General features: G+C 61.1%; 20 protein-coding genes and 1 pseudogene. 10 read left to right on the plus strand and 11 right to left on the minus strand.

From position 1 onward, the window contains the following. Positions 1-13 precede the first annotated feature (13 nt). From AACY45_RS10555 to AACY45_RS10575, 5 genes are read right to left on the minus strand one after another with little or no spacing between them, the layout of a single operon-like run. Positions 14-868 (minus strand): class I SAM-dependent methyltransferase, encoded by an 855-nt coding sequence (locus tag AACY45_RS10555; protein ID WP_339545395.1) that lies wholly within the window; start codon positions 866-868, stop codon positions 14-16. Then, entirely contained in the window at positions 862-2,016 is a 1,155-nt protein-coding gene (locus AACY45_RS10560; RefSeq protein WP_339545396.1) for an acyltransferase family protein, read from the minus strand. Before AACY45_RS10560 ends, AACY45_RS10555 begins: the two co-directional genes overlap by 7 nt. Continuing rightward, positions 2,013-2,906, minus strand: a complete 894-nt coding sequence (locus AACY45_RS10565) for a class I SAM-dependent methyltransferase (protein WP_339545397.1) — start codon at positions 2,904-2,906, stop codon at positions 2,013-2,015. Before AACY45_RS10565 ends, AACY45_RS10560 begins: the two co-directional genes overlap by 4 nt. Further along, positions 2,903-4,186, minus strand: a complete 1,284-nt coding sequence (locus AACY45_RS10570; RefSeq protein ID WP_339545398.1) for a glycosyltransferase — start codon at positions 4,184-4,186, stop codon at positions 2,903-2,905. The genes AACY45_RS10565 and AACY45_RS10570 overlap by 4 nt, the downstream gene beginning before the upstream one ends. Continuing rightward, a complete protein-coding gene (locus AACY45_RS10575) occupies positions 4,180-5,838 on the minus strand; it encodes a glycosyltransferase (RefSeq protein WP_339545399.1) in 1,659 nt (552 codons plus the stop codon). The genes AACY45_RS10570 and AACY45_RS10575 overlap by 7 nt, the downstream gene beginning before the upstream one ends. 222 nt (positions 5,839-6,060) lie before the next feature. Here AACY45_RS10575 and AACY45_RS10580 point away from each other — a divergent pair, with 222 nt between their 5' ends. The 9 genes from AACY45_RS10580 to AACY45_RS10620 are packed head-to-tail and all read left to right on the plus strand — an operon-like array spanning position 6,061 to position 15,276. After that, complete coding sequence (locus tag AACY45_RS10580; RefSeq protein WP_339545400.1) at positions 6,061-6,255, plus strand: hypothetical protein; 195 nt, start codon at positions 6,061-6,063, stop codon at positions 6,253-6,255. 11 nt (positions 6,256-6,266) lie between these two features. Next, positions 6,267-7,181, plus strand: a complete 915-nt coding sequence (locus AACY45_RS10585) for a GDP-mannose 4,6-dehydratase (RefSeq protein WP_339545401.1) — start codon at positions 6,267-6,269, stop codon at positions 7,179-7,181. After that, the gene (gene gmd / locus AACY45_RS10590) at positions 7,178-8,149 is read left to right on the plus strand and encodes a GDP-mannose 4,6-dehydratase (protein ID WP_339545402.1); all 972 of its coding nucleotides are present in this window, start codon (positions 7,178-7,180) and stop codon (positions 8,147-8,149) included. Before AACY45_RS10585 ends, gmd begins: the two co-directional genes overlap by 4 nt. 3 nt (positions 8,150-8,152) lie before the next feature. Beyond that, on the plus strand, positions 8,153-9,595 hold the full coding sequence (locus AACY45_RS10595) for a mannose-1-phosphate guanylyltransferase/mannose-6-phosphate isomerase (protein WP_339545403.1): 1,443 nt from the start codon (positions 8,153-8,155) through the stop codon (positions 9,593-9,595). After that, positions 9,596-10,393 carry an ABC transporter permease gene (locus AACY45_RS10600; protein WP_339545404.1) on the plus strand — a complete coding sequence of 266 codons (798 nt, stop codon included), beginning with the start codon at positions 9,596-9,598 and terminating at the stop codon, positions 10,391-10,393. Next, positions 10,393-11,658, plus strand: coding sequence for an ABC transporter ATP-binding protein (locus AACY45_RS10605; RefSeq protein ID WP_339545406.1), 1,266 nt, complete (start codon positions 10,393-10,395; stop codon positions 11,656-11,658). Before AACY45_RS10600 ends, AACY45_RS10605 begins: the two co-directional genes overlap by 1 nt. After that, positions 11,655-13,031, plus strand: coding sequence for a glycosyltransferase family 4 protein (locus AACY45_RS10610; RefSeq protein WP_339545408.1), 1,377 nt, complete (start codon positions 11,655-11,657; stop codon positions 13,029-13,031). Before AACY45_RS10605 ends, AACY45_RS10610 begins: the two co-directional genes overlap by 4 nt. After that, complete coding sequence (locus AACY45_RS10615) at positions 13,015-14,145, plus strand: glycosyltransferase family 4 protein (protein ID WP_339545409.1); 1,131 nt, start codon at positions 13,015-13,017, stop codon at positions 14,143-14,145. The genes AACY45_RS10610 and AACY45_RS10615 overlap by 17 nt, the downstream gene beginning before the upstream one ends. Continuing rightward, positions 14,146-15,276: a glycosyltransferase family 4 protein gene (locus AACY45_RS10620; RefSeq protein WP_339545410.1), complete on the plus strand. Its 1,131-nt coding sequence runs from the start codon at positions 14,146-14,148 to the stop codon at positions 15,274-15,276. Here the strand turns inward: AACY45_RS10620 and AACY45_RS10625 are convergent. The 3 genes and pseudogenes from AACY45_RS10625 to AACY45_RS10635 form a co-directional block, all read right to left on the minus strand. Beyond that, positions 15,268-16,158, minus strand: a pseudogene (locus AACY45_RS10625) (pyridoxamine 5'-phosphate oxidase family protein); the annotation flags it as partial. The gene AACY45_RS10620 and the pseudogene AACY45_RS10625 sit on opposite strands and share 9 nt — an antisense overlap. 31 nt (positions 16,159-16,189) lie before the next feature. Further along, positions 16,190-16,813 (minus strand): glutathione S-transferase family protein, encoded by a 624-nt coding sequence (locus tag AACY45_RS10630; protein WP_339545411.1) that lies wholly within the window; start codon positions 16,811-16,813, stop codon positions 16,190-16,192. 130 nt (positions 16,814-16,943) lie between these two features. Next, positions 16,944-17,846, minus strand: coding sequence for a LysR family transcriptional regulator (locus AACY45_RS10635; RefSeq protein WP_339545412.1), 903 nt, complete (start codon positions 17,844-17,846; stop codon positions 16,944-16,946). Positions 17,847-17,973: 127 nt separating this feature from the next. Here AACY45_RS10635 and AACY45_RS10640 point away from each other — a divergent pair, with 127 nt between their 5' ends. Then, positions 17,974-18,936, plus strand: coding sequence for a bifunctional GNAT family N-acetyltransferase/nucleoside diphosphate kinase regulator (locus tag AACY45_RS10640; RefSeq protein WP_339545413.1), 963 nt, complete (start codon positions 17,974-17,976; stop codon positions 18,934-18,936). A gap of 351 nt (positions 18,937-19,287) precedes the next feature. Here AACY45_RS10640 and AACY45_RS10645 read toward each other — a convergent pair whose 3' ends face one another. The 3 genes from AACY45_RS10645 to AACY45_RS10655 form a co-directional block, all read right to left on the minus strand. After that, a complete protein-coding gene (locus AACY45_RS10645) occupies positions 19,288-20,196 on the minus strand; it encodes a restriction endonuclease (RefSeq protein WP_339545414.1) in 909 nt (302 codons plus the stop codon). Positions 20,197-20,246: 50 nt separating this feature from the next. Further along, complete coding sequence (locus AACY45_RS10650; protein WP_339545415.1) at positions 20,247-20,762, minus strand: hypothetical protein; 516 nt, start codon at positions 20,760-20,762, stop codon at positions 20,247-20,249. Positions 20,763-20,908: 146 nt separating this feature from the next. Next, positions 20,909-21,017: IS3 family transposase (locus AACY45_RS10655; RefSeq protein WP_146427598.1), on the minus strand; the 109-nt coding region annotated here is incomplete at its 5' end.

Raw genomic sequence — 21,017 nt, forward strand, 5'->3', positions numbered from 1 at the left:
CCGGTTCGTCAGCCTACGCAGCCAATGGCTTGCGGGCAATGATCACCTGACTTTTCGCGACCACGCCATCCAGCGCCTGCTTGATCTGCGCGCCGCGCGGCGACTCCAGAACCGCCGCCCAGGTCTCGGTCCAGTGGTTGAGCAACGGATGGTCGGGACTGCCCAGGTCGACCTTGGCTTCCCAGAACAACATCATCCACAGCGACCAGTAGAAGCCGTACTGGCTGTGGCTGAGCACTTCCAGCCCGGCGTCGCCGACCATCTGCTTGAACTGATCCTCGCTGATGATGCGGATGTGGTTGGGCTTCTGGAAGTACTCGGGGGCGGCGATGTCTTTCTGCAGATTTTCCGAGCTGGGGTGCGGGACACTCAGCAGGTAGAGCGCGCCCGGCTTGCCGACGCGCACCAGTTCAGCGAGAAACTGCGCCGGGTCGTCGACGTGTTCGATGACCTCGGTGGACACCACCCGGGTCGCCGTCTGATCGGCGATCGGCAGCGGCGCGCAGTCGGTGACGTGGCACTCGACGCTGGCCGCGATGGTATCGCCCAGGCGCAGGCGAGTGGCTTCGACCTTGGCCGCGTCGATGTCGGCAATGATGATGTGCGCCCCCCGGGTGGCACAGAAATGCACGTTGCCACCGTCACCACACCCCACGTCCAGCAGCGTGTCGGCGGCCGTCACCGGGAAGCCGGTGAACAGTTCGCCGGTCTGCTGGTTGAACCAGCCACTGAGCACCGCATCGCGCAGGCCCAGCATGTAGGGATCGACCTTGGGTGCCGGCGCAGGCGTTGCCGCAGGTGGCGCGGGTGGACAGGCCGCCGCGGGGGCAACAGCGCCCCCCGTCAGCTTCTTCAACAGGCTCAGCATGAGGTGACTCCTGGGGATGGGGTGGCCGCTCGAGACGTACTCAAGCGTTTGACCAACGCCGCGCCGCGATTACGCATGGGCATTTCGATGAAACGAAAGTTGAGCTCGCTCAACAGCACGATCAGGCCGAACGCCAGCAACAACGTGATGATCGGGTGGCCGGCCGGGCTCGGCAAAGAAGCCGCCTGCAAGCGAAAGATCAACTCGCGCACCAGGCAATAGGCCGGGATATGAATCAGGTAAATGCCATAGGAGCGACTGCCGATCCAGGTCATCACCCGCTTGAACAGCCCTGGCGGCATCAGGTAGTCACCGTTGTAGGACGCCAGCCAGACCAGCACCGCACTGAGCACCGCGATGGCGCCGATGCGGTAGGAGGTGAAGGTAAAACGATCGGTTGCCAGAAAGCTCATCAGCAAGGCAATCGCCACCAGCACCGCGATACCTGCCCAGGGCCGGCACAGGAAGGTCGGCTGCCAACGGCGGTAGGACGGTTGTGCACTCCACATGGCCAGCAACACCCCCAGCGCCAGCGCGTCGGTGCGGATCACCATCAGGATCGGCGTGCGCAACGTCAGCAGTTGCACCGCCACCAGGGCCAGCAAGGCCCACACCAGGTGTTTGCGGCAGACCATGATCAACAGCGGAAACAACAGGTAGAACTGCTCCTCCAGCGACAGGCTCCAGTACACGAAGCTGGTGCCGTACTCATAGTGGAAGAAGCTGTCGGCGAAGCGGAAGTTGGCGTATTGCAACACCCCGGCCAGCGTCGCCTGCAGGTTGGCGGCCAGGGTGCCGAAGGCGCCTGAGCGGTTGATGAACAGGCAGGCCAGGAGCATCAGCGCCAGCCACAACCAGGCCGATGGCAAGAGCCGAAAGGCACGCCGCAACCAGAAGTTGCGGGTCTGCTCCCAGCACTCCTGGCGTGTGCTGCAACCCTGCAATGCGGGGATCAGGCTGCGCGCGATGACAAAACCGGAAATCGCGAAAAACAGATCGACGCCCCACCAGGGCTGGCCCAGGGCATGGATCGCCTGCAGCAGTGGGACCTGCCCGGTGAACAGGCTGTCTTGCAGGTGATGAAACAACACCCCGAGCACGGCGATGCCGCGCAGCAGTTCGATGTCCATGATCCGCTTGTCACTCATCCCGCGCTCCCAGGCGTTACGTCGCCGGCCATGGGCTTGCGCGCGATGATCACCTGACTCTTGGGCATGAACTGGTCCAGCACCTGCTTGATGGCCAACCCGTCGGGCTGCATCAGCAAGTCATGCCAGGTGCGGGCCCAGCCTTCCATCAGGGGCGGGTAAGGCGCCTGAATCCGGTCACGCACCGCGCCCGCCATATCCCGCCCGGCTGCACGCTCGCTGGCCCAGAAGAAAATCATGCCCATCACCCAGAAGAAGCCGGTGGCCTGGCGGTGTTCAATGATCAGCCCGGCGTCTTCGACCAGGGCGGCAAACCGTTCATGGGAAAAGATCTGCACATGGTTCGGTGCCTGGAAATAGGCGGCCGGCGCGATGCCCTGTTGCAGGTGTTCGCCCACCGGCGCGGGCACGCTGAGCAAGTACTGCGCACCGGGACGGCCCATGCGCACCAGCTCGGCCATGAACTGCTCGGGGGTATCGACATGTTCCAGCACTTCCATGCACACCACTTTGCTCGCACAGCCGTCCGCCAGCGGCAGCGGCAGGCTGTTGCTGACCAGGCCGAGGGCTGGGGCCTGGGTCATGGCATCGACCTGTCGCGCCAGCTCGCGGACTTTGTCCTGTTCGCTGTCGGTAAAAATCACCGCGGCGCCCTGGCGTACCGCAAACAAAGTCGCCGCACCCTCGCCACAACCGACGTCGAGCAGGGTGTCGTCGGCGCCAATGGCAAAGCCTTTGAGCAACTCCCCAGTGGCGCCGAGAAACCAGCCGTCGAGTACCGCGTCGGTGAAACCACAGTCTCGCGGCGATACCGCCGGGACTGGTACTGGTTCCGGCTCCGCTACCGGGGCGGCCGCAGGGCGCAGCCAGTCGAGCAAACGGCCCATCATGGGTGTTTCGCCTGGGCGATCACGTTTGCCAGAAACACCTGCAAGCGCTGCTCGGTAGCCGCCTGACTGCAGAACGCCTGCAGACGACTGACGGCGTGGGCCGACATGCGCGCATAGCGTGGCGCATCGTGGCGCGCCACTTGATAGCTGGCCTGGTAGGCCGAACACAGCGAATCCCAATTGGTGACGTACCGCAGGGTGCGGTAGGCGGCGCGCGGGTCATGGGGCCAGGCGGTGAGTTCGTCGGTCGAGTCGACGATGAAGGTGTTTTGCCCATCGATGTAATCGGCCATCGCCGTGTTGCACGGGGCCACCGCCGGTTTGCCGCAGGACATGAACTCCATCAGCGGCAGGCACTGGCCTTCGCCGAATGAACTGTTGACCACAAAGCGGGTGGCCTGCACCAGGCGCTCATAGTCCGCATCGGCGAGAAAGCCGTGGATCAACACGATGCGGCAACGGTAGTCCTGGTTCTTGTACAAGTGGTGCAGCATGTCGTTCAAGGCGTCGGCGATGTCGTGGTGCGTGAGCTTGAGCACCAGGGTCGCATCGGCACACTCGCGGAACGTGGTGCAGAACGCGCTGAGCATGTCTTGCCAGTTCTTGCGCCCATCGTAGGGGTTGAACACCGAGGTGTAGATCACCCCGTCGAGCACCAACGCGTGCTCGCCGACAGGCGCGTCGAAATCCATCGGCTCGCCTTCACGCAGCGCCACCGGGCCATAGGGGCGCAGGTCCAGGTGGCGGCTGTCGATCAGCAGGCCCCGCAGGCTGAGCCTGACCTGTTCGGCCACCGGCGGCTGCCCGAGAGTGCGCCCGCGCCCGGCAAAACGGTCCCAGACCGGCGCCGGAATCGCGCTGATCGGATAGTCGGGGCCCATGGCATCACGTACCGCGGTCACGGTAAAACTGGAATGGGTAATCGCAGCGCCGACCTTGTCCAGCACCAGGCGCCAGTCGTGCCGGGGTTCACCGTGCCAGGTGTCGGTGGGAATGGTGCTGAACTCCCAGGCAAACACCGGGATGGTCGGACAGGCGTAGTGGATCGGGGTGCGATGGGGCGGCGAGAACGACAGGAACACACAGTCTTCGCCGCGGCTCTGGCAGTCGAAATACAGGCGGTCGACCAGTTCGTCGGGGTGGCTGACTTCGATCACCTGCCCCAGCCGTTCCAGTACCGGGCGGAACTCCTTGAGCACGAAGTAGTAGCTGTACTCGGGACGGCCAAGGTTCTGCTCGATGTTACTTTTGTTGGTTTCCGAATGGATGATGATTAGCATGAGCTCGCCCCTGCGGACGCGACCGGCGACTCAAGCACCGGGCGGGTTGGCTGTTGCAGTTGCAGGAAGTCCGCCAGGCGTTGTTGCACCCCTGGGAAGTTGCAGTAGTCGCGCATCCGCTCGCTGGCCGCGCTGGCCATCGCCTGGTAACGCTCGGGCTGCTCCTTGGCCATGCGATAACTGGCCAAGTAGGCGTTTTTCAGCGATCCCCAATCCGGACGCTGATAGACGGTGCGGAACAGGATCCGCCTGTCCTGCGGCCACACGGTTGGCTCCTGGCTGGAGTCGACGATGAAAGCCACGCGGTCGTCGATGTAGTCCAGCATCGCGGTGTGCCGCGGCGCGATCACCGGTTTGCCACAGGCCATGAACTCCATCAGGGGCAGGCACAGCCCTTCACAGCGCGAGGCGTTGACATAAAAACTGGCGGCGCCGTACAGCCGGGCAAACTGCGGGTCGTCCAGGTAGCCGTGCATGACCACCACCCGGCAGCTGAAAGGCGACAGCTGCGACAGCAGGGTCAGCATGTGTACGTAGTAGGTGGACAGGTCGTTCTGGGTCATCTTCAACACCAGAGTGGCGTCTTCGACATCGCGCATCGCCCAGCAGAAAGCGGTGATCAACTGGTGCCAGTTCTTGCGCCCGTCATCGGGGTTGAACACGCTGACGTACACCACTCCCTCGACCTGGGTTTCGACCACCTGATGGGTGTCGGGAAACACCGCTTGCGGGTGTGCATCCTCGACCGGCTCCTGGGGCGCTGGGGGTGCTTGCAGCACTTGCACCACCGGGGCGGGCGGCGCTACTTCGGCGGCAGGTCGCCCGCCGCGCAGGTGTGCTCGCAAGCGTTGCGGCAGCAGATCACGAAAACCTTCGCCGTAGGTCTGGTGCAGGTAATGGCGAAAGATCAACCACTGCCGGCGCACGGGCTGGCCGGCAGCCTCGCGCAGACTCTGGCGCAGGTAATGTTTGGCGATGAACAGGCGGCGACGCCAGGTCAGCGGTGGCGCCGGGGCCACGACGTCGGGTTCCGGCTCGGGTTGCGGCTCAGGCTCGGGTTGCGGCTCAGCTTCAGCGACGATCGGCGCGATCAGGCCGTCCGCCGACAGCCCCAGCGTACGGCTGTCGATGATGCACCCCAGGGTCTGCAAGGTGGTGCCGGGGTTGACCGGCTGGCTCGCGGACAGTTGGCGAATGTCGGCAAACCGTTCCCAGAGCGGGGTCGGCAACACCAGCACCGGGAAATCTTCGCCCAAGGCCCGACGCACCGCCTGCGCCGTATGGCTGGACAGGGTGATGACCCGGCCATGCTGCGCCAAGGTGCGGCTCCAGTCCTGGCGGGGGTCGTTGTCCCAGTGCTCGGTGGGGATGGTGTCGAATTCCCAGGCAACCACGCAGGTCGTCGGGCAGCTCAGGTCGGTAGGGGTCTTGTGCGGCGGTGCGAACGAAAGGAACAGGCTTTCTTCACCCTCGGCGGCGAGGCGTCGAAACAGTGGGTCGACGTCGCTGACCGCCTCCACCACATGGACCCGGCCCAGGCTCTCAAGGACCGGACGATAAGCCTTGAGGACGAAGTAGTAGCTGTATTCAGGACGGCCGAGGCTCTGGCTGATCGAGCGGTCGTTCACATCCGAGTAAAGAATGAAATTCATGGCATCCCACGCTGAAACTGCCCTGTGGGCAGCCTCATTCTTATGACGGCACAGCTCTGGATCGACCCGCCATAGCGCAGTTCGTCCAGCGCCTGCATGCCCGTCTACGTTCTTGTTTTTGTGGTCAGCTTTGTGTGGTCGAATGACCACTTTGCTGATCGCTGGGCAATCGTGCTGAGGGGCATTCTAAACACATCCGTTGGGGATTCGTGAACACCGTCGGTGAATAAATCCGACGGTCCTGACGAGAACTGCCCGGTCACGTTAAGACCTGTTGAAATTGCCGCGCAATTGGCACAGATTGACGCAAACAACTACAACAACGACTTTGCATATTCAGAACCTTCCGAAAAGTCAGAAGCACTTTTCAGGCTCGCCCAACGAAAAGACTGGGGTATGGCAAAGTTTACCGATTGAGGGGCTGCTGCTTGAAAAAGCGTCTGTTCGTTACAGGCCTTAATGGATTCGTCGGCCGTCATATCCAATCACGCCTGCACGCTGTCGACTCGCCGTGGCAACTGCTCCCCGTTGCCCCGGGCTACGACCTGCGCGAGCCAACAAGTCTCGAAGGCCTGTGGCCGGAACTGCCGGACGCGGTGATTCACCTGGCGGGGCAAACCTTCGTTCCCGAAGCCTTCCGCAACCCGGCCAATACCTTGCAAGTCAACCTGCTGGGCACCCTGAACCTGTTGCAGGCACTCAAGGCCCGCGGTTTCAGCGGCACCTTCCTGTATGTCAGTTCGGGCGATGTCTACGGCCAGGTCAGCGAAAGCGCCTTGCCGATTGACGAACACCAGCCACCCTGCCCGCGCAACCCCTATGCAGTGAGCAAACTCTCAGCGGAATTGTTGTGCCTGCAATGGGGCATGACCGAGGGCTGGCCGATGCTGGTCGCGCGCCCGTTCAACCACATTGGTCCTGGGCAGATGGACAGCTTTGTCGTTGCCAGTGCTGCCCGGCAGATCTGCCGGATCAAACAAGGCCTGCAATCGGCGCAACTGCAGGTCGGCGATATCGACGTGACGCGCGACTTCCTCGATGTCGCGGATGTGGTGTCGGCTTACCTGGCCTTGCTGGCGAAGGGGGTACCCGGGCAGGTGTACAACATCTGCTCCGGCGTCGAGCAGAGCGTACGCGGGCTGATCGAGCAATTGGCCGACCTGGCCCAGGTCGAGGTGCAACTGATTCAAGACCCTGAGCGCCTTCGCCGTGCAGAGCAGCGTCGCGTCTGCGGCAGCCATGCCCGGCTGCACCAGACCACAGGATGGACGCCTGAACTTACAACACAACAATCCTTGCGGGCGATCCTGTCCGACTGGGAGTCACGGGTACGACAAGAATGACAAAAAGTGCACTGATCACAGGGATCACCGGCCAGGATGGCGCCTATCTGGCCAAACTGTTGCTCGACAAGGGCTATCAGGTTTTTGGCCTGGTCGCACGGCGCAGCAGCGATTCGCGCTGGCGCCTGCGGGAAATGGGTGTGGAGGGCGATATCCATTACCTGGACGGCGACATGGCCGACGCCTGCTCGGTGCAGCGCGCGGTGATCACGTCAGCACCCGATGAGGTCTATAACCTGGCGGCGCAGAGTTTTGTCGCGGCGTCCTGGGACCAACCCGTGACCACCGGGATTGTCGACGGCCTGGGCGTGACCCACCTGCTCGAAGCGATCCGTCAGTTCAGTCCACACACCCGTTTCTACCAGGCCTCGACCAGTGAGATGTTTGGCCTGATCCAGGCCGAGCAACAGGACGAAAATACCCCGTTCTACCCGCGCAGCCCCTACGGTGTGGCGAAGCTCTACGGCCACTGGATCACGGTCAACTACCGCGAAAGCTTCAACCTGCATGCCAGCAGCGGCATCCTGTTCAACCACGAGTCGCCACTGCGCGGGATCGAGTTCGTGACCCGCAAGGTCACCGACGCCGCCGCCCGCATCAAGCTGGGCAAACAGCACGAACTGCGCCTGGGCAACATCGACGCCAGGCGCGACTGGGGGTTTGCCGGTGACTATGTCGAAGCCATGTGGCTGATGCTGCAACAGGACAAGGCCGACGACTTTGTGGTTGCCACCGGCGTCACCACCACGGTGCGCGAGATGTGCCAGATCGCCTTCGATCATGTGGGCCTGGACTACCGCGACTTCGTGAAGATCGACCCGGCGTTTTTCCGCCCGGCCGAAGTCGATGTGCTGCTGGGCAACCCGGCCAAGGCGCAACGGCTGTTGGGCTGGAAACCGAAAACCGATTTGCAGACCCTGATCCGCATGATGATGGAAGCGGACATCAAACGCGTCGCCAAGGAGTAGGTCATGCTGATACCTGTGATTCTTTCCGGCGGCGCCGGGACGCGCCTGTGGCCGGTTTCGCGTGAAGGTCACCCCAAGCCGTTCATGACCCTGCCCGATGGCGAGACGCTGCTGGGCAAGACCTATCGGCGCGCGGCCTCGTTGCTGGGCAGCCACGGCGATATCGTCACCGTGACCAACCGCGACTACTACTTTCAAAGCAAGGATCACTATCAGGAAGCCCACCTGGGTCATCACCGTGGTCACTTCGTGCTCGAGCCGATGGGCCGCAACACTGCCCCCGCCATTGCCGCGGCGGCGCTGTCACTGCAGGCCCTGCACGGCAACGAAGCGATTATGGTGGTGATGCCGGCCGATCACCTGATCCAGAACGAAGAGGCCTTCCGGGCGGCGGTCAAGCATGCCGTGGCCCTGGCCGAGGGCGGCCACCTGGTGACATTCGGCGTCGTCCCGACTGCCCCCGAGACCGGTTTCGGCTACATCGAACGTGGCCCCCTGCTCGACGAACACGGGGCGGCCAGGGTCGCGCAGTTCAAGGAAAAACCCGACCTGCAGACCGCCACCCACTACCTGGAGAGCGGCAATTTCCTGTGGAACTCGGGCATGTTCTGTTTTTCGGTCGCCAGCGTGTTGGCAGAACTGCAAGTCCATGCCCCCGAGCTGCTGGAGCAGGCAGATGCCTGCCTGGCGGCCAGTACCCTGGTGGAAGCCGGCGGCTGCCTGCAGCAGGAGCTATCGGCGAGCCATTTCGAGCAGATGAGCGATATCTCCATCGACTATGCCCTGATGGAGCGCTCCGCCAACGTGGTGGTGGTTCCGGCCAGCTTCGACTGGAGCGACATCGGCTCCTGGGGCGCGGTCAGCAGCCTGATCGCCGCCGATGCGCAGAACAACCGCGCCAGTGGCGAAGCCCTGTTCATCGACAGCCACCACAACTTCGTGCAGAGCGACGGGCGCATGGTCGCCACGGTGGGTGTGGATAACTTGATTGTCATCGACACCGCCGATGCGGTGCTGGTGGCTCACGCCGACCGGGCACAGGACGTGCGCAAGGTGGTCAAGCAGCTCAAGGACCAGGCGCACGAGAGCTACCGCCTGCACCGTACCGTGAGCCGTCCGTGGGGCACCTACACCGTGCTGGAAGAAGGCCCGCGCTTCAAGATCAAGCGCATCGTGGTCAAGCCCGGGGCCAAGCTGTCGTTGCAGATGCACCATCACCGCAACGAACACTGGGTCGTGGTCGAAGGCATGGCCAAGGTCACCAACAACGGATCGGGTTCGCACCTGGTGGCCAAGAACGAGTCCACCTTCATCGCCGCCGGCCACAAGCATCGCCTGGAAAACCCTGGGGTCATCGACCTGGTCATCATTGAAGTGCAAAGCGGTGAGTATCTGGGAGAGGACGATATTGTCCGCTTCGAAGATCAGTACGGCAGGACAGTCTGAATGCTGCTCAACCTCTATCGCTCGCTGCGCAGCTACCGGGGTTTCATCCTCGGCAGCGTCAAGCGCGAGTTCCAGTCGCGTTATCGCAACTCCCTGTTCGGTGCGTTGTGGACGGTGCTCAACCCGCTGTCGATGATCGTGGTCTACACGGTGATCTTCTCCCAGATCATGCGCGCCCGGTTGCCGGGCGTGGAGGACGGGCTGGCCTATAGCGTGTACCTGTGCGCCGGCTTGCTGACCTGGGGCCTGTTCTCCGAGATCACCCTGCGCAGCCAGAGCATGTTCCTGGAAAACGCCAACCTGCTGAAGAAGATCAGCTTCCCCAGGATCTGCCTGCCGGTGATTGTGCTGCTCAACGCCGGGATCAACTTCGCGATCATCCTCGGCCTGTTCCTCGGCTTTTTGCTGATTAGCGGGCGTTTGCCCGGCATGGCGTTGCTGGCGCTGGTGCCGTTGCTGGCCCTGCAGGTGATGTTCTCGGCCGGCTTGGGGATGATTCTGGGTGTGCTGAATGTGTTCTTCCGGGATGTCGGGCAATTCTTCGGCATCCTCCTGCAGTTCTGGTTCTGGCTGACGCCCATCGTCTACCCGATGTCGATCCTGCCCGAGGGCATCCAGCGCGTCCTGGCGCTCAATCCGCTGACCGCTTTGATGCACAGCTACCAGAACGTGTTTCTCTACAACCAGTGGCCGGACTGGAGTTCGCTGACCCCCGTGCTGGTGATCGGCCTGCTGTTCTGTGCGATGGGGCTGCGGCTTTTCCGCCAGCGTGTCGGTGAAATGGTGGATGAGCTCTGATGGGAACCATACGTGTCACTGGCCTGGGCAAGGCCTACAAACAATACCCGAACCGCTGGAGCCGGCTGATTGAATGGCTGGTGCCCTTCTCCCGTCCTCGCCATGAACAGCATTGGGTGCTGCAAGGCGTCGACTTCGAAATTCCGGCCGGTGAAGCCGTGGGCATTGTCGGGGTCAACGGCGCGGGCAAAAGTACCCTGCTGAAAATGATCACCGGCACCACCCAGCCCACCTGTGGACAGATTCACCTGCAAGGCCGCGTGGCGGCCCTGCTGGAGTTGGGCATGGGCTTTCACCCGGATTTTACCGGTCGGCAGAATGCCTACATGGCCGGTCAGTTGCTGGGCATGCAGGTCGAGGAAATCGAGGCACTGATGCCGGAAATCGAAGGGTTTGCCGAGATTGGCGAGGCCATCGATCACCCGGTGCGCACCTATTCCAGTGGCATGCAGATGCGCCTGGCGTTCAGTGTTGCTACTGCGCGCCGGCCCGACATCCTGATCGTCGATGAAGCGCTGTCGGTCGGGGATGCCTATTTCCAGCACAAAAGCTTCGAACGCATCCGCAGCTTCCGCCGCGCCGGCACCACCTTGCTGATCGTGTCTCACGATCGCTCGGCCATCCAGTCGATCTGCGACACCGCGATCCTCCTGGAGAAGGGTCGCATGGCGATGCACGGCAAGCCGGAAGAAGTCATGGACTACTACAACGCCATGCTGGCCGAGCGCGAAGGCCAGATCGTGCGCCAGGAAATGCTCGCCAACGGCCAGGTGCAAACCATCTCCGGTACCGGTGAAGCGACCATCCACAGCGTGCGCCTGCTGGACCAGCGCCAGCGCTCGGTGGAGGTCGCCGAAGTCGGCCAGCCCATGGTGCTGGAGGTGCAGGTGGATGTGCGCCAGGACATCGAGCGCCTGGTCCTGGGCTTCATGATCAAGGACCGCCTTGGCCAGGCGATGTACGGCATCAACACTCACCGCCTCGACCAGGCCCTGAGCGACCTGCACGCCGGCGAACGGGTGACCTACCGCTTTGCGTTCCCCATGCGCCTGGGCAAGGGGAACTATTCCGTGGCCCTGAGCCTGTCACGCCTGGACTCGCACCTGGACCGCAACTTCGAATGGCGCGATTACGGCCTGGTGTTCCACGTGATCAACAACCGCCAGGAAGACTTTGTCGGTTGCTCGTGGCTGGAGGCACATACCAGCATCACCCGTTCATCAGACACCCCGGCACAACCGAAGGCACCGGAGATCGCCCCATGACGCGACTGCTGGTTGAATGCACCTACGTGTTCGAACACCCTGAAGCCAACTCGGGTATCCAGCGCGTGGTGCGCAATGTCATTACCGAGCTGCCAAAAAACAACCCGGCAGTCGAATGCATTCCCGTGGTGATGCTCAAGGGCGCGCTGTATCAAGTGACCAGCCTGGCGCCCCTGAAGGTGCCCAAGCTGGACCTGATGGGCGTGCGCGTACGGCTGGAGCAGCTCGCCAACCGGTTCTGGCTGATGCACCGCTCGCTGGAGCGGCGCACGCCGTTTCGCCAATCCCGGTTCGCTCGCCGCGTGTTGTATGTGGGCTGCCGGCTGGCGGCATTTGCCGCGTTGAGCCTGCCGATCCGGCTACTCAACTATTGCCTCAGACGCCAGGAAATCCCCACCCGCTGCCAACCCTTGCAGCATCAGGCGGGCGATCAACTGGTGCTGTTGGACTCTTCCTGGCACGCCGACTTTTTCCCCCTGGCCGAACAGCTCAAGCGCGATGGCGTGGGCATTGTCTCGGTGATCTATGACTTGATCCCGCTGACCCACCCGCAGTTCTGCGACGCCGGGCTGGTGCGGGTGTTCAACGACTGGTTCGACTGGATCGCAAAAACCGCCGACGGCTACGTGGCCATTTCCGCGACCATTGCTGATCAGGTACGCAATGAAATGCTGCGTCGCGTTGGCCCCGAACAGGTGGCGCAACGCTGGTTCGACTACTTTCACCTGGGCAGCGAGCTGGACCTGTGCAACGACGCGTTGCCGGTGGAGCCGGCCCTCAAGCAGATGTTCAAGAACAAGGACCCGGTGTACCTGATGGTCAGCACCATCGAGCCGCGCAAGAACCACGCCTACTTGCTCGATGCCTTCGAGCTGGCCTGGGCCAAAGGTTCGCGCGCCCGGCTGTGCATAGCCGGGCGTATTGGCTGGAAATGCGATGCGCTGATCGAGCGGATCCGCCAGCACCCACAACTCAACCAACGCCTGTTCATGTTCAATGCGCTCACCGACAAGAGCCTGGAGTACGCCTACTCCAACGCCACCGCGCTGGTCTTCCCGTCCTATGTCGAAGGGTTCGGCCTGCCGCTGGTGGAGGCCATGCAACGCGGCTTGCCGGCGATGGGCAGTGACATCCCGGTGTTCCGCGAGATCGGTGGTCCGTTCATGGCGTATTTCGACCTGGATCAGCCGCAGACCCTGGTCGAGCTGATGACGCAGATGGAGACCACCGGCACCTTCCCGGCGCAGCGCGACGTCAAGGAGTGGCGTTGGCTCGGCTGGCGCGAGGCCAGTGCGCAACTGGTGGAGCGCGTCCTGCGCCAGGTGCGCAAGACCCCGACGGCGGTTGAGAGGCAGCATGCAGATTGCTCTTAATGCGCGAATCCTGCAGGCGCCACGCACGGGCATTGGCCATTACCTGGCGGAGCTGGTCAACGCCCTCGGCCAGGAGCCGGACATCACCCTGTCGTTGTTCCACGGCTGGGGCTGGAGTTCCCAGCTACCGAGCGCCGCGATGCCCGGTTACTCACGGCTGAGTCCGGTGCTGCGGCAGATCCCCGGTGCGTATCAGGCACGGCGCTGGCTGGAGCAACGACGCTTCGATCAGGGGTGCCCCGGCAACATCGAGCTGTACCACGAACCGAGCCTGTGGCCGCTGGCATTCAAGGGGCCGACGGTCGTCACCCTGCACGACCTGACGCACGTGCACTACCCCGCCACCCAGCCGGCGGCACGCTTGAAAGAAATCGAACGACGCCTGGAACAGGGGATGAAGCAGGCCCGCCTGATCCTCACCGATTCCCAATTCATTGCCGATGAGGCGCAAGCGTACTTTGGCCTGGGCCCGGAGCGCTTCGTTGTCGCCCCCCTGGGCGTCGCCCCACGCTTTCATCCACGTACCGACCCAGCCTTGCGCCAGGTACTGCAGGCTCACGGGGTCGAGCCACGTGGCTACTTCCTGTGTGTCGGTACCCTGGAGCCGCGCAAGAACCTGGGGCTGGCCCTGCGCGCCCATGCCCAACTGCCGGAATCGCTGCGCCAGCGTTTGCCCTTGCTGATTGTCGGGATGGCCGGCTGGAAGGCCCAGCAGCTCGACGATGAACTGCGCAAGGGCCTGGCCAGCGGGCATGTCTGCCTGCTCGGGTACCTGCCCGATGAGGATGTCGCCCACCTGATGGCCGGCGCCCTGGCCCTGGTGTTTCCATCGATCTATGAAGGCTTTGGCCTGCCCGTGCTGGAGGCCATGGCCAGCGGTACGCCAGTCATCCTGACCCGACGCTCGGCCATGCCGGAGGTCGCGGGGGCTGCGGGCAACTATATTGAACCCGAAGACCTGCACGGCTTGCGTGATGCCATGCGCCGGCTGGCCGACGATCAAGTGCATTGGCAGGTAAGCCGAGAAGCCGGGCTGCAACAGGCGAAGCTTTTTTCCTGGGATCGCTGTGCGACGCTCACCGCGCGCGCCTATCGCCAGGTTTTGGGAGGTTGAATGCGCGTCCTACATTTCTATAAAACCTATTTGTCGGAAACCGTCGGCGGCATCGAACACGTGATGTTCGAACTCTGTGAAAGTGGCGCCGCCCATGGCATCCAGAGCCAGGTACTGACATTGAGCGCCAACCCCGTACCGGCGGTTATCCCGTTTGGCCAGCACCAGGTGCACCGGGCCAAACTCGATGTGCAGGTTGCCTCCACCGGGTTCTCCTACAGCGTGCTCAAACAGTTTCGGGAGCTGGCCGCCGAAGCGGACGTGATCAACTATCACTTCCCCTGGCCGTTCATGGATGTGGTGCATTTTCTCAGTGGCGTGAATAAACCGAGCGTGGTGACCTATCACTCGGACATCATCCGGCAAAAGCTTCTGCTCAAACTCTACCAGCCCCTGATGACACGGTTTCTGGCCAGCGCCGACCGGATCGTCGTCGCTTCACCGAACTACCTGCATACCAGTGACGTACTGAAGAAATTCCCGGACAAGACCCGGGTCATTCCCTATGGCCTGAACAAGGCCGCCTACCCCAAATCCGACCCCGAGCGTATGGCCCGCTGGCGGGAACGCCTGGGCGAGCGCTTCTTCCTGTTCGTCGGGGTGATGCGCTATTACAAAGGGCTGCACATCCTGCTCGAGGCACTCAAGGGCGTCGACTACCCGGTGGTGATCGTCGGTGCCGGGCCACTGGAGGCCGAGTTGCACGCCCAAGCCGCCGCATTGGGTCTGCGCAATATCCAGTTCCTCGGTCGCCTCGACGATGAGGACAAGGCCGCCGTGCTGGAACTGAGCTACGCCATTGTCTTTCCTTCGCACCTGCGCTCGGAAGCCTTTGGCATTTCGCTGCTGGAAGGCGCGATGTATGGCAAACCCATGATCTCCAGCGAAATCGGTACCGGTACCAGCTACATCAACAGTCACGGCGAAACCGGGCTGGTGGTGCCACCCAGCGATCCACCAGCCCTGCGCCAGGCCATGGCCACCCTGTGGGACAACCCACGACAGGCCGCCGTCATGGGCGTCAAGGCCGAAGCCCGCTATCGGCAGTTGTTCAGCGCCGATGAAATGGGTCGCCAGTGGGCCGCGTTGTACCAGCAAGTGCTGGCCGAGAGGTCACTGTCCTACGCCTGAACGGTGCCAGCGTAAAGCCAGCGCCGCCGGACGCCGTACGACCTGCTCCACCTCCAGCGTCCACAGTCTTTCCGCGCCTTGCACGGTCGCCACGTGCGGCCCGTCGAGGATGATCGCGGTACGCCCACTGAGCTGCAGCACATCGCCTGTGGTGAAATCGATGAACAGCAGTCCGGCGCGGGGATTGAGCAGCAGGTTGCCCAAAGTGTTGAAGTGGCGGTTACCGGCGAAATCGGGAATGGTCAGGCGGTTGCCCTGCACCTGAACGAAGCCGGCCGCACCGCCGCGGTGGGAAACATCCACAGACCGTGAGTTATCCACATCCACATAGCTGGCGACAAAGAAGGTATCGGCTGTGCGAATCAGCGCCCGGGCCGCGTCATCCAGGGCCTCCAGGTGTTGCGCGATGCGCATGGAGGGATCGGCCAGCGGCACGGCTTCGTACTGGCGTAGCTGAATGTACTGTGGGCAATTGCCGAAGGCCTGCTCGACCGCAACACTCAACCCCGACTCGTCCACCGTCAGCACCCGGCCATTGAGGCGGTTGCGCCGCCGGCTGTGCAGTTCGATCCCCAGCAACCCGATGGTCGCGCCAGCCCGCAGTTGAGCCGGGTCATCGACACTGGGCAAGCTGTCCAGGCGCAACCGCGCAGGTCCCGGAGAATGGGCAAAACCGGGCGGGCCTTCGAGAAGGCTGGTCCAGGGATTGCCTTGAGCGTCGACTGCGCCGAACAGCATGAAGGGTAACTGGGCATAGAACCGGCGATGTTGCTCCGGCATCTCGGTGCGGATCACCTTGGGCCCGAACGCCTCCATGCGTTCGGCAACGCCCACGATGGCTTGCAACTGTCGCTCGCCTGCATGCCAGGGTGAAACCTCCATCACACAACTCCCCTGCGCACCTGGCGCAGTTTCAGGCGGTTTGCAGGCCGGCGACGGTGCGGGGCATGGCCACGAAACCCGGCAGCGCTTCGATTCGCGCCAACCAGGCGCGCACGCTGGGGTACTCGTCCAGGGCAACATTGCCTTCCGGGGCGTGGGCGATATAGCTGTAGCCGGCGACATCGGCAATGGTCGGCTCTTCACCTACCAGGTAGCGGGAGGTGGCGAGTTCCTGATCCATCACCTTGAGCAGAGCGTGGGCGCGGGCGATCACTTCTGGCGCGTTATGGGAGGCGCCAAAGACTGTGATCAGGCGTGCGGCGGCCGGGCCATAGGCGATTGGCCCGGCGGCGACCGACAGCCAGCGTTGCACCCGGGCAGCCCCCACAGGATCGGCAGGCAGCCAACGACCCTGGCCATATTTTTGCGCCAGGTACAGCAAAATGGCGTTGGAGTCGGCCAGCACCACGCCTTGATCATCGATCACCGGCACCTGGCCAAACGCATTCAACGCCAGGAAATCGGGTTGCTTGTGCTCCCCCTTCGCCAGATCGACAAAAATCAGTTCGGTGGGCAAATCCAGAAGCGACAGCATCAGCTCCACCCGATGGGCGTGGCCGGAGCGAGGGAAGTTGTAGAGTTTGATGCTGTGCATGATCGACTCCTGGGGTAAATCGCGCCGCTCAGGAGCGAACGGCGCTGACGAAGTCCATCTTGCGTCAGGTGAAAAAACAACAGAATCACCAGAAAAGGCAATCCGTCATTTCACCCACTGCAATAGTGCCTCAGTTGCGCAATGCTGGATGTTCGCGCAGTGCCTGCACGGCGTAGTCGACAAAACAGCGCACCCGCGCCGGCGCCTTGCGCCCCCCCTGGTACACCACATGGATGGGCAACGGCGGCAGCTCAAAATCCTCGAGGACGATTTCCAGCTCACCGGCCGCCACCTTGTCGGCCACCTGATAGGACAACACCCGGGTCAACCCCAGGCCTAGCGTCGCCGCAGTAATGGCGGCCTGATTGGCCGTCACCACCATGCGTGGTTCCAGGCGCACGCTTATCGAGGCGCCCGCTGCCATGAAAGGCCAACTGCGCTGCTGACCGATGGCCGATGTGGCAATAATCCGCGCGCGACCGAGGTCCTCCGGGTGCTGGGGGCGACCATAACGCCTGAGGTAGTCGGCAGAGCCGCACACCACCCGGCGTACCTCACCGACCGCAATTGCGTACTGACTGCTGTCGGGCAGCTCGCCAATGCGCACCGCCACATCAACACCCTCCTCGACCAGGCTCACCACCCGGTCGACCAGCAATGCATGGATGCTGACCTGCGGATACTGCTCCAGAAAACCCACCACCACCGGCGTGACATACAAATCGCCGAACAGCACCGGCGCGGTAATCGTCAATTGCCCCCGAGGCTCGGCATGGCTACCCGCCGCGGACTCTTGGGCGTCCTGAAGGTCGGCGAGAATTCGTCGGCAGTCTTCCAGGTACCGCTGCCCGGCCTCGGTCAGTTGCACAGTGCGGGTGGTGCGTATCAGCAACTGCGCGCCGATCCGTGCTTCCAGCGCCGCCACCGCCCGGGTCACGCTGGCAGCCGACAGCCCAAGGCGCCGGGCTGCCGCCGCGAAGCCCTGGTCATGGGCCACAGCCATGAACACCTGCATTTCCTGAAAACGGTCCATTGCCTGTCCTCGGGCTGGATAAAAAAATCGCAGCCTGGGCTGCAACGATGGTTTTCCTCGAACTCTCCAGGCTGTTCGGCATTACTCGCGTAATGGCTTAAAATAGCCGGTTGCCGAAAGAACCGTCATGGCCATCGCCATGAAGGGCTTTCATCCTTTACGAATAACTGTGGTGAAGATGAACAAGCCTTTCATTTCGCTGTGCCCAGAAATTACTCGGGCACACGCACTGACGCTGATGGATTGGTTGAAAGATGAGCGCGTTACCTGCTATCTGAGCGATTCGCGTCATGTCTCCCGCTCCATCGAGCAAGTCATCGATCGGACTCAGTCGCCGATCCTGACCCATCTATTCAATCAGGGCGGCCGATTCTTCATGGCCTATGACCGGCATGACGCCCCGGTGGGCTTTGTCCGTCTCATCAAGACCGGCTCAAATTGCGAGATGGTCCTGGTCATCGGAGACAGCGACAAATGGGGCCGAAACCTTGGCGCCCGCACGATCCGCGAAGGCATGAAACTGGCCTTCCTCGACATGCGGGCCAAGAAGCTCATCGCCAAGATCCACCCGGACAACGCGCGCTCGCTGAAAGCCTTTCTGCGCAGCGGCTTTGTGCTTGAGCGCGAAACGCCGACATTGAAGTCATTTTCCATGACGGCGGGGCGCTATCTCCAGTTCTTGCGCGAAGGTACCGTTGGCGACTCCACTAGGATCTATATCACTGAAATCGACAAGGCCAGACTCGAGAGTCTAATCGCGCTCGAGCAAGGCCCAGCCGTTGTTGAACTCGAACATGAGCTTGAGCGAGCCATTGTCGTCAAGCCGCAGCAGGTGGCGAGCAATGTCGTCACGATGAACTCTAGGACCTTGCTGCAGCTGGACGACGAAGAGATCGAAGTGGCCTTGGTCTACCCTGAAGACGCGGACAGCAACGCAGGGAAGCATTCCGTGTCTTCCGACATCGGCGCCGCCATCCTGGGTTATCAGGAGGGGGACGCCATCGACTGGCGAATTTCTGATCGGACCCGCCGGATTGAGATCCGGAAAGTGCTTTACCAGCCGGAGGCTGCGGGCGATTTCCACCTGTAATTGAGAGCTTTGCTCAGTGTTCGTCCATCAGGCGCGAGGATCCCCCAAAGGAGGGACCTCGCTTTCCGTGCCTGAGCGGCCCGTTGTAGGGTCGAGGGTAGGAGCGGAGCCATTTTTGGTGCCGAACAAAATATTGTGACACCAGCGGCCCGGAAAAATGGGAGTACCAAGGCTTGCTTGAGCAAGTGTGCCAAGTGAGTATTTTGACACCTGTCAGTGAAACTGATCTAACCGAGCGCCGTTTTTGACAAAATATTTTGACAACAGCGGTTTCCCGCTCGCTTTGGATAGATCATATCACCGGCAGATTGCCTACCTCTTTTCCGATTAGCCAATGAAGCCGTCGTTTTTTCAAGAAACCTGCGAAGAAGTTTTAATCGTGGCGAGGATCCGTTCGCGTCCCACCGAGGGGCTCGCGTAGACGGACTCGGATCGAATGACTTTCTGGCTAGAGGTCATCACGATCAGACGACACTCCTCTAACGGGTCACCTTCAGGCACAAGAGCCCCCAATGCAGGAGATGAACTTGGTCCAAGGACGCATACAAAGTGCTCGTCTACCAACCGCTTTGTGGTCTCCCACTCCATGAAATAGCCTAAGCAATAGTTCAATCGGCTTCTTTGCGAATGATCTTCGTCATAAACCACAATTAAAACTAAAGCGTTGCGAGCGGTTGCCTCCTCCAATGCGCTCTCTAGGTCTGAATGTGGTTGTCGAAGGAAAAAACGATCATGTATAGGACTAGGAGTAACCGGTACAGTTGCGTACTGCGAGGAAACCACCCAACGTTGAAAAGATAAAGGCATGTAACGAGCAGCAAGTGCGCGCCCCTTAGGAGAGTCAAGCAGCTTGTGTTCTATCGACTCCTTGTCAAAGGTCAGCAAACTATAAATCGGCTGCAAGGCCTTTAAGTGAACAGAGAGGCTGCTACCTGGAAGTGTGGAATAGAATGCGATAAAGCCACTGCAGGCATGCGTTTCCATTCGATCACGGAAGTTCGTGTCCTCTGAGTGAAGGACTGCATTGCCTGAATGCGCTTTGTGCTTGCAGCTTACAAGCCAGCGAATCTCTGTTTGTCCCCCAGGACCATCCCTGACCTCCTTCACAATCAAATCGCGTCCAGCATCAGGACCGCGATCAGGCTGATCGACTACGGTAAAACCTTCAGCTTCAAGAAAGTCGCGCGCAAATAGTTCAAACTGGTCACGGTTCCCCCCGATATGAGCGGGTGCAATTTCCTCGAAATTAAGTGCAGGCATAACGTCCTCTTTCCTAAGCAGTTAACGTTTATATGTCAGTAGACGAGCCTTTACGGGCTCAAAAATATCGGATCCACGTTGGGCGCAGAAAAAATGGTCGATAGTAAGATCATTAATAACCATACTAACTCGTTCCAATATTTGAAAATAGATAGCAAAAAAGCCCCTATGATTGGCAATAAAGAAAGCGCTTTAAGTAAGCGAAAAGTCATTGCCAACGTTCGCCCTTGCTTGTCGACCTGATTGATCGTAATTCTGAGCAAGCTCTGCAGTTTTAGCGGGTAGGTTTTTATCTTTTCTTTGAAGTCATCAAAGATGACGTCGAAGCTATGAAGCAGACGCTTCGTTTGTAATATTTGATTATGCAAAACCGCAAGTAGAATCACTGAAACCACTGCCAATCCTAGGACAAGGATAAAGCTCTCGAAGCTCGACGTGGACTTCTCTAGCGCTATTAAGCCTGCCAACGATATTGGAAGGGCAAGCATTTTTCCGGCAATGTCCCCTAGCACTCCACTTAGTTTAGTACCGTAGTCGATTTCAGCTTGGGCTACCTCACGTCTCACCCTCTCGAATGAGAAACTGTAGACGTAAGTTTGAAGATTCGCGCGATAGGTGGCTAGTATTTCCCTCCACTCTCGCACGACCACAAGGAATAAATTTTGCTCGCTCTCGAACTTTTCAATGACACTCGTGAATCGCCCCGGATTCTCTAGACACCTTGCAAGCTCATTGCGTAACGCTTTTCAAACTCTACCGGTGACAGCTGATTGTTGAAACCATGGCGGCGTTTTACGTTGTAGAACATCTCGATGTAATCA

Origin of the sequence: Pseudomonas sp. RA_35y_Pfl2_P32 (assembly GCF_963970735.1) — a bacterium.
In the GTDB taxonomy this organism is placed as follows: domain Bacteria; phylum Pseudomonadota; class Gammaproteobacteria; order Pseudomonadales; family Pseudomonadaceae; genus Aquipseudomonas.

What these genes read in the sequence shown, in the direction of transcription:
- AACY45_RS10605 (WP_339545406.1), top strand. Translation starts at nt 10,393, where the DNA reads ATGGGAACCATACGTGTCACTGGCCTGGGCAAGGCCTACAAACAATAC.
- gmd (WP_339545402.1), top strand. Translation starts at nt 7,178, where the DNA reads ATGACAAAAAGTGCACTGATCACAGGGATCACCGGCCAGGATGGCGCC.
- AACY45_RS10645 (WP_339545414.1), bottom strand. Translation starts at nt 20,196, where the DNA reads ATGCCTGCACTTAATTTCGAGGAAATTGCACCCGCTCATATCGGGGGG.
- AACY45_RS10595 (WP_339545403.1), top strand. Translation starts at nt 8,153, where the DNA reads ATGCTGATACCTGTGATTCTTTCCGGCGGCGCCGGGACGCGCCTGTGG.
- AACY45_RS10635 (WP_339545412.1), bottom strand. Translation starts at nt 17,846, where the DNA reads ATGGACCGTTTTCAGGAAATGCAGGTGTTCATGGCTGTGGCCCATGAC.
- AACY45_RS10565 (WP_339545397.1), bottom strand. Translation starts at nt 2,906, where the DNA reads ATGATGGGCCGTTTGCTCGACTGGCTGCGCCCTGCGGCCGCCCCGGTA.
- AACY45_RS10600 (WP_339545404.1), top strand. Translation starts at nt 9,596, where the DNA reads ATGCTGCTCAACCTCTATCGCTCGCTGCGCAGCTACCGGGGTTTCATC.
- AACY45_RS10615 (WP_339545409.1), top strand. Translation starts at nt 13,015, where the DNA reads ATGCAGATTGCTCTTAATGCGCGAATCCTGCAGGCGCCACGCACGGGC.
- AACY45_RS10570 (WP_339545398.1), bottom strand. Translation starts at nt 4,186, where the DNA reads ATGCTAATCATCATCCATTCGGAAACCAACAAAAGTAACATCGAGCAG.
- AACY45_RS10560 (WP_339545396.1), bottom strand. Translation starts at nt 2,016, where the DNA reads ATGAGTGACAAGCGGATCATGGACATCGAACTGCTGCGCGGCATCGCC.
- AACY45_RS10555 (WP_339545395.1), bottom strand. Translation starts at nt 868, where the DNA reads ATGCTGAGCCTGTTGAAGAAGCTGACGGGGGGCGCTGTTGCCCCCGCG.
- AACY45_RS10640 (WP_339545413.1), top strand. Translation starts at nt 17,974, where the DNA reads ATGGCCATCGCCATGAAGGGCTTTCATCCTTTACGAATAACTGTGGTG.
- AACY45_RS10620 (WP_339545410.1), top strand. Translation starts at nt 14,146, where the DNA reads ATGCGCGTCCTACATTTCTATAAAACCTATTTGTCGGAAACCGTCGGC.
- AACY45_RS10610 (WP_339545408.1), top strand. Translation starts at nt 11,655, where the DNA reads ATGACGCGACTGCTGGTTGAATGCACCTACGTGTTCGAACACCCTGAA.
- AACY45_RS10630 (WP_339545411.1), bottom strand. Translation starts at nt 16,813, where the DNA reads ATGCACAGCATCAAACTCTACAACTTCCCTCGCTCCGGCCACGCCCAT.
- AACY45_RS10575 (WP_339545399.1), bottom strand. Translation starts at nt 5,838, where the DNA reads ATGAATTTCATTCTTTACTCGGATGTGAACGACCGCTCGATCAGCCAG.